Genomic DNA, 12,582 nt, shown 5'->3' on the forward strand with positions numbered 1-12,582 from the left:
TCGCACCATGCCCGCCGACGTCCGTGCCGACGCCTCCGCCGCCCCCGACACCGCCGCCGTCGGCGCGCCGCGGGTCACGGGGCGCGACCTGCTGACCGCGGGGATCTATGCGGCGCTCGTCGTCGGGCTGGCCCTCTCCGGGATCTCGAACTCGGGCTTCCTCGGCGAGGGCCCGCAGTGGTCTCGGGGGGTCTCGGTCGCGCTGCTGCTGACGGCGTGCGCGAGCCTGTGCTGGCGACGCAGCCGCCCGCTGGTGCCCTTCGTCGTCGCCGGGCCGCTTGCGACCGCGGAGATCATCGGCGGCGGGCAGATCTCCGCCTACTTCCTGCTGTGCGAGGCGCTGTTCGTGCCCGTCATGCACGGCTCGCGGCGGGAGGCTCGCACCTGCACCGCGATCTCGATCGCCGCCGCGGCGGCCGCGATGCTCGCGGCGCTGCTCGGGGGCCTGCCGGGACCGGCGGTGTTCCTCGTGGCGATGATCGCCGGGCTGATGGCGAGCACGCCGCTGCTGTGGGGATGGGAGGTGCGCCACCACCGGGAGGCGCGCGGCGCGGCCGAGCGCCTGGCAGGCCTCGAGCACGAGCTCGCCGAGAGCCGGGCCGCGCAGGCCGTCGAGGCGGAGCGGCGCTGGATCGCCCACGACCTGCACGACGTCATCGCCGGCCATCTCAGCGCCGTCGCCCTCCACTCCTCCCTCGCCGCCTCGCTCGAGGATCGCGAGGCGAGGGAGGGTTCCCTGGCCGCCTCCCGCTCCTCCGCCCAGGCCGCGCTGCGGGATCTGCGCTCGATGATCGGGGTGCTCGCCGACGAGGGCACCGGCACCCTGCCGAGCGCCACCCTGGACTGGCCCTCCCTCGCCGCGCGTCTGCGGGCGCGGGACCCGTCGGCCCAGATCGAGATCGCGCACGCGCTCACCGATCCCGCCCGGGTGGGGCCCGCGGTGCAGGCCGCGGCGCTGCGGATCGGGGCGGAGGCGGTGACCAATGCGGTGCGGCACGGCCGGGCGCCGATCCGGCTCACGGCGGGGATCCAGGAGGGCGCGGTGCGGATCGAGCTGGTCAACGGCCGCGACGGTGCGGAGCCGCTGGGGGCCGGGATGGGGCGTGCGGCCCTCGCGCACCGGGCGCTCGCGGTCGGCGGGACGGCGAGCTCGGGCCCGGTCCCGGACGCGGACGGGCCCCCGGGGTGGCGCGTGGAGGCGGTGCTCCCGGTCGACGCATCGGGCGACCCGCCGGCCGAACCGCCCCTGACCGGCACGACTCTCACCGCCACGGAGGCCTCGCCGCGATGACCGATCCGTCCCCCTCCCCTGCGGCGTCCGACCGCCCCTCCTCCGCTCCGATCCGGGTGGTCGTCGCCGAGGACCATCCCGCCGTGCGCTCCGGGCTGGTCGCGCTGCTGGGCTCCGCCCCGGACGTCACCGTGGTCGCCGAAGCGGCCGACGGCCCCGCCGCCCTCGAGGCCGCCCGCGCCCACCGCCCCGACGTGGTGCTCACCGACGTGCGGATGCCCGGGGCGACCGGCATCGAGATCACGCCGCGGCTGCGGGAGACCGGGGCGAGCGTGCTGGTGATCTCCGGCTTCGACCTCGACGAGTTCGTGCTCGGCGCGCTCGCGGCGGGGGCCGACGGCTATCTCGTGAAGTCCGAGGACCCGCAGCGGATCCTCGCCGCGGTGCGGGATGTGCATCGCGGCGACGCGGTGCTCTCGGCGGCCGCGACCCGCACCGTGCTCTCGGCGCTGCGGGGCCGGGAGGGCGGTGCACCCGACGGGGCCCCGCCTCTCGATCCGGCGCCCGCCACCCCGGAGCCCGCGCTCACCCGGCGGGAGGAGGAGGTGCTGGCGCTGGTCGCGCAGGGGCTGACGAACCAGCAGATCGCCCGCGAGCTGTTCGTCGAGATCACGACCGTGAAGTCCCATCTCTCCCATGCGCTGATGAAGCTGGGCCTGAACTCCCGGGTGCAGGCGGCGCTGTGGTGGCAGCAGCACCGAGGCTCCTGATCGTCCCTGCCCAGCCGCCCCTCTGTCCCTGATATCACGGTGACGAGAAGCAGGGCCGCATGGGACGATCTATGCGGGCCCGGACCTCGTCCGCCGCCCCTCCGACGGGTGGCCTTCCGGTCCCGGCCCGTCGGACCGCACTCGACGAAAGCGCGCCAGCCATGCACGCCCCCTCCCCCACCCCGACCGGTGAGCTGCCCGCCGTGGACGCCGGCCCCTCGACCTCCGCCCCCGAGCCCGCCGCGACGACCCGGGTCACGCCGATCATCGCCGTGCTCGTGGTCTCCGCCTTCGTCATGATCCTCAACGAGACGCTGCTCTCGGTCGCGCTGCCGGTGCTGATGGAGGATCTGTCGATCACCGCCGTGACCGCGCAGTGGCTCTCCACCGGCTTCATGCTCACCATGGCCGTGGTCATCCCGACCACCGGCTTCCTCATGACGCGCCTGTCGGTGCGCTCGGTGTTCCTCCTGGCGATGGCGCTGTTCCTCGCCGGGACGGCGCTGGCCGTCATCGCGCCGAGCTTCCCCGTGCTGCTCGGGGCGCGCGTGATCCAGGCGGCGGGCACCGCGATGGTGCTGCCGCTGCTGATGACCACCGTCCTCGCGCTCGTCCCGCTGCGCTCCCGCGGCCTGGTGATGGGTCTGGTGGGCGTGGTGATCTCAGCGGCGCCCGCGCTCGGGCCGACGATCTCCGGCGCCATCCTCGCCCACGGCACCTGGCACCACCTGTTCGTGATGATGCTGCCGATCATCGTGGTCGCACTGGTGATCGGGCTGCTGTTCATCCGCAACTACACCGAGCCGCGCGCGGTGCGCCTGGACGTGCTCTCCGTGGTGCTCTCCGCGATCGGCTTCGGCGGCGTGATCTACGCCCTCGCCTCGATCAGCGCGATCGTCGACGGGCATGCGCGTCTGGTGCCGCTGCTCGCCGCCGCCGCGGGCCTGCTCTCCCTCGCGGTGTTCGCCGCGCGGCAGGTGCGGATGCGCGCGCGGGGCCAGGAGCCGCTGCTGGACCTGCGCCCGCTGACGGTGCGCACCTACCTGGTCTCCCTGCTGGTGATCCTGCTGTGCTTCGCCACGATGCTCGGCACCGTCGTGGCGCTGCCGCTGTACATGACCGGGGCGCTCGGCATGTCGACCCTCGCCGTGGGGCTGACGATGCTGCCCGGCGCGGCGGCCTCGGGGCTGCTCGGGCCGTTGGTCGGCGCGCTCTACGACCGGGTCGGCCCGCTGCCGCTGGTGCTGCCCGGCGCGGCGCTGATGGCGCTGGTGAGCTGGGCGTCGATGCTGCTGCTGGACGGCGACGCCACCCAGGGGCTGGTCATCGCGCTGAACGTGCCGCTCGGGATCGGCATGTCCATGGTGATGACGCCGCTGATGGCGCTGTCCCTCGGTGCGCTGCCGAAGGAGCTGTACGGCCACGGGTCCGCGATCCTCAACACCCTGCAGCAGCTCGCCGGGGCGCTCGGCACCGCGGTGTTCATCGCGCTGCTGACCCTCGGCGCGGCGGTCGCGGCGGAGTCCGGGGCGGGCGCCGAGCTCGCCCAGGCCTCGGGCGCGACCTGGGCCTTCGTCGCCGGCGGCGTGATGTGCTCGATCGCGGCGCTGCTCGCGACGACGCTGCGGCGGCCGCAGGCCGCCTGACCGCTCAGGCGTCGTCGGCCGTGGTGGTGCCGGGGAAGAAGCGCCAGTCGAAGACGTGCTTGGTCCCGGGCCGGTCGGTGCGGTCCACCGCCCGGTCCACCAGGATCCCGGCCAGCCGCGAGAAGACGTCCTCGACGCCGTAGACGCTGATCGGGCCGAAGAACTCCGAGCTGGCGGGGATGTCGCCGATCGCGACGAACTCGAGGTCGTCCGGGACCGACAGGCCCGCCCGCTCGGCCGCGAGCTGCAGCGCCACCGCCTGGTAGCCGGTGAAGCAGACGACCGCCTCGGGCCGCTCCGGGTCCGCGAGCCAGTCGAGCGCCGCGCGGTAGGTGTCGTGGCTGCCCTCGGGCACGACGTGCACGAGCGCCTCGGCGTCGTCGCCGTGGGCGCGGGCCGCCTCGAGGAAGGCACGGGTGCGCTGATGGGCGAGGACGCCGCCGGGCCGGTCGACCTCCGGGGCGAGCAGGTGCACCCGTTCGTGCCGTGAGCGCAGCCGCTGGTAGGCGCTGCCGATGGCGGGCAGCGGCGAGGAGGAGACGACGTCGAAGCCCTCGGGCTCCATCTGTGCGCTGAAGGCCACCAGCCCCGTCTGGGTCGAGCCGGCCAGGCGCCGCATCTGCTCGGGCCCGCCGGGGACGAAGTCGATGCTGGTGACGAGGGCGGCGTCGGCGGAGGCGCCGAGGAGGTACTCGTACCAGCGCTCGTCGGCGAGGACCAGGGTGGACAGCTCGTGCGCCAGGGCCCGGTCGCGGACCCGGGTGGCGAGCTGCACGCCCCAGGGGTCCTCCAGAGTGCCCAGCGCCAGCACGATCCCGCCGCCGCGGCCGGTGCGCATGGCCTGCGCGTGACGGTTGGGGACGTAGCCGAGCTGCTCCGCGGCGGCGCGCACCTTCGCCTTCGTCGCGGCGGAGCCCGCCGAGCGCAGTCCGCCGCGGCCCGAGAGCACGAAGGACGCGGTCGCGATCGAGACGCCGGCCTCGCGGGCGACGTCCGCGAGGGTCACGGGGCCGCGCGGCGGCCGACCGCCGTCGTCACTGGTCATGCGGCGGTCCTCCTCGGCACGTCTCCTCGCGCCGTCCGGCGCGGGTCCCGCGAGTCTAGCCGCGGCGCGGCCCGGGGCCGTCGGCGGTCGCGGGGGCGAGCAGCCCGGCGAAGCGGGCGAGTGCCGCGGGGCCGACGACGTCCTCCTCCCCCAGCGGGACCTCCTGGCACGGCACCTCGGGCAGCGCGGAGTGGAGGGTGGCGAGATGCTCCCCCTCCACCGCGCGGCGGCGGGCGAGGAAGTCCCCGCGGTCCGAGGGCGAGCGCTTGTTCACCACGAGCGCGCCGACGTGGACCCCGGTCCGGGTGAGCTCCTCGTGCAGCTCGATCGTCTCGAGCACCGGCAGCCGTTCGGCCGCCAGCACGATCGCGAAGGAGGTGACGGCCGGGTCGGTGAGGGTCTCCCGCAGTCCGGCGAGCCGGTCGCGGCGGCGCAGCAGGATCGCACGGATCTCCTCGTCCCGCTCCTCGAGCGGGTCCCGCGGCGCGGTGGAGCCGAGCACGGAGGCGCCGAGGTCGCCCTCCCCTCGTCGGCCGGGTCCGCGCCGTTCCAGTCCGCGCCGTGCCGCGCCCAGCCGGGCGGACTTCTCCCGCCGGGCGAGCAGCCCGTCGGTCCAGGCGGTCATCACCTCCGGCAGCGCCATCAGGCGGGCTGTGTGGCCGCTCGGGGCGGTGTCGAGGACGACCAGGTCGAACTCCTCCCGCCCCCGCTCGACCAGCTCGGTCATCCGCTCGAGCACCGCGGCCTCGTGGGTGCCCGGGGAGCGGCGGGAGAGGTCCATGTGCTTGTCGACCTCGCCGTGGAGGGTGCGGGGCATGAGCCGCTTGAGGGTGGTGGCGACGTCGCGCAGGTGCTGGTCGGTGGTCGCGTCGGGGTCGATCTCGATGCCGTGGACCGCTCCGCCGCCCGCCCCGTCGGCCAGCGGCGTGACCCGGTCGCCGATGCGCCGCTCCCACAGATGGCCGAGGTTGTGGGCGGGGTCGGTCGAGACGACCAGGACGCGCCTGCCGGACCGGGCGGCGTCGAGAGCGACCGCCGAGGCGATGGTCGTCTTGCCGACCCCGCCCTTCCCGCCGAGGAACAGCACGCGGCGGGACTGCGCGAGGCTCAGCAGCATCGGTACTCCTCCAGCGGCGAGCGCTCCATCCCCATCCTGCGGTGCCAGTCATGGAAGCCGTCGTAGAGGACCGGGAGCAGCTCGGCCGTGTAGTAGGAGGCGGGGTTCGGGACGCCGAGCATCTCGCTCATCACGAGCATGCGGAACAGGTCGTCCTCGTCCCGCTGCGCGCGGGCGAAGGTGCGCCGGTAGGGGCCGACGTAGAACTCGTGCAGCCCCTCGGCCAGGGCGCGCAGACGGGACGAGGCCGTCATCGGACCGAGGAGTCCTCGAGCGGCTCCTCGTCGGCGCCCTCGACCTCGGGCGGCTCCGTCCGGGCGCGGGTCAGCGCGATCGCGGACTCGACGATCACCCACACCGCGGCGACGAGGATGATGACGTCGAGCACCAGCAGCAGCCAGCTGCCCTCGGCCGCGTACTGACCCACCTGCACCAGCAGCGCGAACACGCTCACGAAGAGCACGAACAGCAGCGGCAGCAGGACCGGCAGCACCGGGCGACGCTTGCGGGTGAGCATCACGGCGAGGATCGCCAGGGTCAGCGCGGCGAGGATCTGGTTGGTGGTGCCGAACAGCGGCCAGATCACCATGCCACCAGTGCCCCCGGAACCGGCGCCGAAGGCGAGGGCCAGGCACACCACGAGCACGATCACGGTCGCGACCAAGGTGCCGAGCCGCAGGCCCAGGATCTGCCCGATCTCCTGGACCACGAAGCGCTGCAGGCGCACCCCGGTGTCCATGGTGGTGGCGGCGAAGAGCACCGCCATGGTGGCGAGGATCGTGGCGGACAGAGAGGTCGGGATGCCGAGGCCCGCGTTCAGGATGGAGCCGCCGCCGGCGACGAACGCCTCGACGCCGCCCTCGTTGAACGCGGAATAGACCGCCTCCCAGTCGGCGAGGGTGCGGAAGCCGGCGGTGGTCGCGATGATCGCGCCGAGCGCGAGCAGGCCCTCGCCCACGGCGCCGAAGTAGCCCACGAACCGCGCGTCGGTCTCCTTGTCCAGCTGCTTGGAGGAGGTGCCGGAGGAGACGATGCCGTGGAAGCCGGAGATCGCGCCGCAGGCGACGGTGACGAACAGCAGCGGCATCATGCCCGGGGTCCCCTCGGGCACGGCCTGGTTGAGCATGGGGGCGACGACCTCGGGGCGGAAGATCAGCACCGCGCCGTACAGCAGGGTCAGGCCGACGAACAGCTGCAGGCCGTTGATGTAGTCGCGCGGCTGCAGCAGCACCCACACCGGCAGCATCGAGGCGATGCCCGCGTAGAGGAACAGCACCAGGATCCAGAACGGCTCGGCGCCGATGCCGAGGAAGCCCTCCGGCAGCGCGACGGGGAACCGGTCGCCGAGCAGGATCAGGCTGTACAGGGCGACCACGCCCACCACCGACACGATCGGCAGGTTCCATTTCAGGCGGTAGATCGCCTGCCCCACCAGCACCGCGACCACGAGCGCTCCCCAGGTGGGGATCACGGCCGACGGGGTCGAGACCAGCAGCCCCGAGATCACCACGGCGAAGACCGTGTTGACCATGAGCAGCAGCAGGAAGATCACCACGAGGAACAGCCGGCTGCCGCGGCGGCCGATGTACTTCGCGGCGAGGGTGCCGATGGACTGGCCGCGGTTGCGGGTCGAGGCCCACAGCGCGCCGAGGTCGTGCATGCCCGCGAAGAACACGGTGCCGAGGGTGACCCAGAGGAAGGCGGGGCCCCAGCCCCAGATCACGGCGACGGCGGGGCCGACGATCGGCGAGGCGCCGGCGACGGAGGTGAAGTGGTGGCCCCACAGCACGAACTTGTTGGTGGGGACGTAGTCGACCCCGTCCTGCAGCTCATGGGCGGGGGTGCGGAAGTCGGCGTCGAGCCGGTACACCTTCTTGGAGAGATAGCGCGAGTACAGCAGGTAGCCGGCGATCATCATGCCGACTCCCACGATGGCGAGGACCAGGGAGTTCACGAGGAGTCGTCCTTCGGGGCGGGGGCGGGAAGCGCGGCCGCCGTGGTGCGGGGACGGGCGACCTCCCTCGGCCTCCGGCTCCTCCGCGTCCTCGTCGAGCGCGTGGGTCCACTCTAGGGCAGGGGCCCGGCCGACGCACGGAGCTCGAACTCCGCACCGGCGCCGGGAGACCGAGTCGCTCAGCCCCGTCGGCGGCGCGCCCCGGCGGCGAGCTCGCGCAGCGCCTCCTCGGTCGCGTCCCAGCCCATGCAGGCATCGGTCACCGAGCGGCCGCGGACGAGCCCGACGGGGCCGACCTCGGGGTCGAGCTTCTGCGCGCCGCCGAGGAGGTTGCTCTCGAGCATGATCCCGGCGATCGCGGCGCCGTCGGTCGCGACCTGCTCGGCCAGCAGCCCCGCGACCTCGCGCTGGCGCACGTGGTCCTTGCCGCTGTTGGCGTGGGAGGCGTCGATGATCAGGCGCTGCGGCAGTCCGGCCGCCTCAAGCCGACCCGCGGCCTCCGCGACCTGGGCGGGAGCGAAGTTCGGTCCGTCGGCCCCGCCACGCAGGATGAGGGAGAGGTCGGGGTTGCCGGTCGTGGCGACCAGCGCCGCCCTCCCGTCGGCCCCGATGCCGAGGAAGGACTGCGGGGCGGAGGCCGCGCCGAGCGCGTCGAGCGCGACCTGGATCCCGCCGTCGGTGCCGTTCTTGAACCCGATCGGCATGGACAGCCCCGAGGCGAGCTGGCGGTGGATCTGCGACTCGGTGGTGCGCGCCCCGATCGCGCCCCAGCTGACGAGGTCGGTGATGTACTGGGGACTGATCGGCTCGAGGAACTCGGTCGCGGCGGGCAGGCCGAGCGCGGTGACGTCGCGGAGGAAGGCGCGGGCCGTGCGCAGCCCCGCGGCGATGTCGTGGGAGCCGTCCAGGTGCGGGTCGTTGATCAGGCCCTTCCAGCCGACGGTGGTGCGCGGCTTCTCGAAGTAGGTGCGCATCACCAGCAGCAGGTCGTCCTGCATCTCGGCGCGCAGCTCGGCGAGCCCTCGGGCGTAGTCGAGCCCCGCCTCCGGGTCATGGATCGAGCAGGGGCCGACGACGACCAGCAGGCGGTCGTCCGCGCCGGCGAGCACGTCGCGGATCTGCTCGCGGTGCGCGGCGACCTGGGCGGCGGAGACGCCGGTCAGCGGCATCTCGGCGCGGAGCTCGGCGGGGGTGGGCAGCGCGGTGAAGCTCGCGACGTGGCGGTCGGGGGCGACGTCGGTGTCGGCCTGGACGGTGGTGGTGGCGAGAAGGGTCATGGATCCTGTCCTCCGGGTGGGGGCGGACCCGCTGCTGCAGAGCCCGCCGGGAATGGCGAAGGGCAGAGCGGATGCTCTGCCCTTGTCGGCTCTGGAGAGGGTCGGTGGCGCTATACGGCGGCCGGCCCCTCCGGAGCCGACTTCGCATAGAACTGCCAACGCTTCTGCATGGGAGGGACCCTACACGCCTCCGGCGCCCGCGACATCTCGGGAGTCGAGGAGGAGAAGTGAGGCCGAGCCGATCGACCGGAGGGTCGGACGGCGTGCAGGGGCGGCGCGTAGGCTCGAGCCATCGCACGGGAGCCGTGCGTCCACTCGATCGAGGAGGTCCGCGATGAGCACCGACGAGAAGTTCGAGAACAGCAAGGACAAGCTGGGCGGCCAGGCCAAGGAGGGCCTCGGCAAGCTGACCGGCGACAAGGAGACCCAGGCCGAGGGCCAGGCCCAGCAGGGCAAGGCCGACGCGAAGGACAAGCTCCAGGACGCCCGCGACACCGTCAAGGGCGCGCTGAACGGCCTCGATAAGAAGGACTGATCGCCGCCGGGCCGAGGCCCGAGGCACGTCTCCGTCGATGAGGGCGGCTCCATCGGGTGGGGCCGCCCTCGTCGCGCGCTCCGGCGTCACCGCCGCGCGGAGCCACGGGGCTCACGGCCACGGTGACGCTCAGTCGGGATCCTCGAACATCTCCAGCGCGCCGTACGCCTCGACCATCACCTCGACGGTGCCGAGATACCGGACGGCCTGCCCGTCCGGGAGCGGCTCCCGGTGCAGCAGCCCGTAGGCGGCGAGCGTGCCGAGGTCGCGCTCCGCCTGCCAGTACCGGTTGATCTCGTCCATGTCCGGGTCGCCGGCGGGATCGGCCGGCACCAGGCCCTGATCGAGGGCGATGCGGATCGTCGCCGGGAGCAGGAGCCCGCCGGGCGCGACCGTGTGCAGCAGGGCGGTGAAGGTGTCCGAGCCGCCGAACAGCCCACCCTCCTCACCGCCCTGTCGAAGGCTCTCGAGGACCAGCAGCACGATCACGGCGCGGGCGAAGCGGACGAAGGCCACCGGATGCTCGGACCGCGCCGCCGCGGGCACCATCCCCTCTCCGGGCACGACCTCGCCGCCGCTCACTCTGAGCCACTTCCCGGCGATCAGGGAGTTCCAGGGGCCGACGATCGCCCCGATCTCGCGCATCGAGACCGGCTCCTGCTCGTCGAGGTCGAGGTCCATGGCCGCCGCGAGCGCGCGCACGTCGGCCGGGTCGAGCTCGCCCTCCGAGGTGAGCGGACGGCCGGAGCCGATGTGCTCGAGCAGGGTCACGGCCCTGCGCACCAGCGGGATCCGTGCGAGCGACTCGGCCGCGTCCCGCGGGTCCTCGTCGACCGCATGGACCAGGTCCTCGTGCCGCAGCCCGTCCTGGGGGAGGAACCACGGCCAGCCGGTGAGCGCGGCGGCGTCGGCGGGCGCGGCGTTCTCGGCCTCCGGTGCCGGGGCGGCGGAGAAGACGACCGACAGGTCGTCGGGAACGGGGCGGTCATCTCGCGAGCTGTGCGTCTCCCTCATGACGTCCATGATGACGGCGCGCCGTGCCGGTGGCGATCGCCGAGGACGTGAGGGTCAGCGCTCCTTCGGGGTGCGGGTCTCCGCGCTGAGGAACCAGGCCTGCTGCTCGAGCTTCTCGATGATCCCGTGCAGGATGTCCGCGGAGGTGGGATCCGCCTCGTCCACCTCGTCGTGGACCGAGCGCATCGTGCCCACGGTCCCCTCGATGGACGCAGTCATCAGGTCGATCGCATCGTGCGTGAGCACCTCGCCCTGGGGGAACTCGGGCAGCGTGCTCTGCTCGGCGACCACCGCCGGGCGGGCATCGGGCGCGGCGTGGAGGGCGCGCATGCGCTCGGCGACGTCGTCGGCGCTCGTGCGGGCGATGGCGACCACCTCGTCGAGGTTCAGGTGCAGGTCACGGAAGTTCGGGCCCACGATGTTCCAGTGCGCCTGCTTGCCCACGAGGTGCAGGGCCGTGAGGTCCACCAGGACGGCCTGGAGATTCTTGGTGAGTGCGGCGGGGGCGAGGAAGCCCTGCTCGGCGTTCTCGCGCCCGGTGCGCGTCGATCCGGCCGGATCGGGGACGGTGACGGTGTCATTCATGAGAGGTCCTCCTTGTCGATGACCTGCGCGATCCGCGAGGTCCACGGACCGCGATCACTGCTCGGCACGCTAATCAGCGGCACCGGGCACGGCAAGATTCCGGGCCGAGCGGTCGAGGTGGCGCCCGCCGGCGGGCGCCGCAGGAGGGCCGAGATCCGGCACGGCAGGAAGGACGGCGCGTCCTGATCGGGCGGGGCAGTGCCGTGCAGGCCCGGCCAGTGCTTCCGAGCCGCGTGCCTGTGTTTCCAGTGCCGCGCGCGCGTCGGCTCTTGTGCCCGGCTGCGAGCCCGACGCCTCGCACCCTGGGCTACGGGCCCCGTTCCTCGCACTCTGGTCCTCGAGCCCCGTTCCTCGCGCCCTGGTCCTCGAGCCATGGTCGAGTACTGGCGTGTGGCGTACCAGTACGCCTATATAGGCATAGCGGTACGCCATGCGCCATCACCTGACCACATGCGGCACGCACCCCCGGCAGGAGGACGCCGGGGCGGCCGTGGACCGTCTCAGATTTCGATCTCGCGCCCGTCCTCGGTGCGCAGCTGGAGAACGAAGCGAGAGCCGGGGCCCTCGTGGACCGGAGCGACGCCGTCGCCGAGGTCGAGCGCGGCCAGCGCCTTCTTCAGCGGCTCGGGCTTGACCTCGATGCGCTCGAAGGAGACCAGCTCGATCGTGGGCAGGTCGGTGAGGCCGGGCTGCTCGGTGGTGCCCCAGTCGATGAGGAAGGGGACGCCGTAGTTGCGCGGGGCGCGGGCCTGCGTGAGCCGCCACTGCAGCAGCTCGCCGCCCGCCGTGGTGCGGGAGAGGTCCTCGACGGGGCCGGGATCGACGCCGGCGGCGCGGGAGCGCTCGGCGACCTGGTCGATGCCCTCGGGGTGCACGGCGTAGGTGATCAGGGTGGGGCGCTTCAGCCGGTTGATGCTGAAGGTCTTCGGCAGCTCCTCCCCCTCGCGCTCCGGGTCGGGGCCGATCAGCTCGAGGTAGTGCGGGCGTCGCTCGCCGCCGACGGTGAGGGCGACCAGGGCGTTCGCGGTGCCGGTGGGGTGACTGCCGCCGGGTGCGGGGGTGACGCCGGTGAGCTCGCGGAACCACTCGACGGTCTCGGCGAGGTCGGGGCCGGCGATGACGATGTGGTCGAGCAGATGGGGGACGGACATGGTGCTCCTTCGTCCGGGGTGGGGCGGGTGTGCCCAGCCTGCCACCTCGCGCGGCCGGGATGAGCATCGGCCGCGTCGGTGCGGTCATAGGCGTCGACGTGCCAGGGCACCACGAGCGGGAGGCCCGTTGCCCTCCCCCTCGCCGCGCAGTACCGTCGAGATCAGCTCCACCCGCCTGCCGACGGGCCGCCCGCCCGCTGGTCAGGCACAGTCCGCGGAGGGCGCCCGGGCGGTGCGTCCCGGCACCCTTCCTTGGT

12 protein-coding genes are annotated in these 12,582 nt (G+C 73.5%); 4 read left to right on the top strand and 8 right to left on the bottom strand.

Going from position 1 to position 12,582, the window contains the following annotated elements; genetic code table 11:
• Window positions 1–7: 7 nt before the first annotated feature.
• The 3 genes from DS079_RS03935 (at window position 8) to DS079_RS03945 (ending at window position 3,647) form a co-directional block, all read left to right on the top strand.
• A complete protein-coding gene (locus DS079_RS03935; protein WP_241237528.1) occupies window positions 8–1,291 on the top strand; it encodes a sensor histidine kinase in 1,284 nt (427 codons plus the stop codon).
• Window positions 1,288–2,001, top strand: a complete 714-nt coding sequence (locus DS079_RS03940) for a response regulator (protein ID WP_126984991.1) — start codon at window positions 1,288–1,290, stop codon at window positions 1,999–2,001. Before DS079_RS03935 ends, DS079_RS03940 begins: the two co-directional genes overlap by 4 nt.
• Before the next feature lie 161 nt (window positions 2,002–2,162).
• Entirely contained in the window at window positions 2,163–3,647 is a 1,485-nt protein-coding gene (locus tag DS079_RS03945) for a DHA2 family efflux MFS transporter permease subunit (RefSeq protein ID WP_126984993.1), read from the top strand.
• 4 nt (window positions 3,648–3,651) lie between these two features.
• On the opposite strand, the gene DS079_RS03950 is transcribed toward DS079_RS03945, so the two are convergent.
• From DS079_RS03950 to DS079_RS03970, 5 genes are all read right to left on the bottom strand, one after another.
• Entirely contained in the window at window positions 3,652–4,692 is a 1,041-nt protein-coding gene (locus tag DS079_RS03950; protein WP_126984995.1) for a LacI family DNA-binding transcriptional regulator, read from the bottom strand.
• Between the two features lie 55 nt (window positions 4,693–4,747).
• On the bottom strand, window positions 4,748–5,809 hold the full coding sequence (locus DS079_RS03955; RefSeq protein ID WP_126984997.1) for an ArsA family ATPase: 1,062 nt from the start codon (window positions 5,807–5,809) through the stop codon (window positions 4,748–4,750).
• Entirely contained in the window at window positions 5,800–6,063 is a 264-nt protein-coding gene (locus DS079_RS03960) for a cory-CC-star protein (RefSeq protein WP_010549912.1), read from the bottom strand. The genes DS079_RS03955 and DS079_RS03960 overlap by 10 nt, the downstream gene beginning before the upstream one ends.
• Window positions 6,060–7,763, bottom strand: coding sequence for a carbon starvation CstA family protein (locus tag DS079_RS03965; protein ID WP_126984999.1), 1,704 nt, complete (start codon window positions 7,761–7,763; stop codon window positions 6,060–6,062). The genes DS079_RS03960 and DS079_RS03965 overlap by 4 nt, the downstream gene beginning before the upstream one ends.
• A 179-nt stretch (window positions 7,764–7,942) precedes the next feature.
• Window positions 7,943–9,040 carry a 3-deoxy-7-phosphoheptulonate synthase gene (locus DS079_RS03970; RefSeq protein WP_126985001.1) on the bottom strand — a complete coding sequence of 366 codons (1,098 nt, stop codon included), beginning with the start codon at window positions 9,038–9,040 and terminating at the stop codon, window positions 7,943–7,945.
• A gap of 334 nt (window positions 9,041–9,374) precedes the next feature.
• Here DS079_RS03970 and DS079_RS03975 point away from each other — a divergent pair, with 334 nt between their 5' ends.
• A complete protein-coding gene (locus tag DS079_RS03975; protein ID WP_126985003.1) occupies window positions 9,375–9,575 on the top strand; it encodes a CsbD family protein in 201 nt (66 codons plus the stop codon).
• A gap of 129 nt (window positions 9,576–9,704) precedes the next feature.
• On the opposite strand, the gene DS079_RS03980 is transcribed toward DS079_RS03975, so the two are convergent.
• The 3 genes from DS079_RS03980 to DS079_RS03990 all read right to left on the bottom strand — a co-directional run bounded on the left by DS079_RS03980 (window position 9,705) and on the right by DS079_RS03990 (window position 12,325).
• The gene (locus DS079_RS03980; RefSeq protein ID WP_126985005.1) at window positions 9,705–10,589 is read right to left on the bottom strand and encodes a hypothetical protein; all 885 of its coding nucleotides are present in this window, start codon (window positions 10,587–10,589) and stop codon (window positions 9,705–9,707) included.
• 54 nt (window positions 10,590–10,643) lie between these two features.
• Window positions 10,644–11,174, bottom strand: coding sequence for a Dps family protein (locus DS079_RS03985; RefSeq protein WP_126985007.1), 531 nt, complete (start codon window positions 11,172–11,174; stop codon window positions 10,644–10,646).
• Window positions 11,175–11,674: 500 nt separating this feature from the next.
• Window positions 11,675–12,325, bottom strand: a complete 651-nt coding sequence (locus tag DS079_RS03990; protein WP_126985009.1) for a VOC family protein — start codon at window positions 12,323–12,325, stop codon at window positions 11,675–11,677.
• Between the last annotated feature and the right edge of the window lie 257 nt (window positions 12,326–12,582).

The sequence above is a fragment of the Brachybacterium paraconglomeratum genome (genome assembly GCF_003994255.1).
GTDB classification, from domain to species: Bacteria; Actinomycetota; Actinomycetes; order Actinomycetales; family Dermabacteraceae; genus Brachybacterium; species Brachybacterium conglomeratum.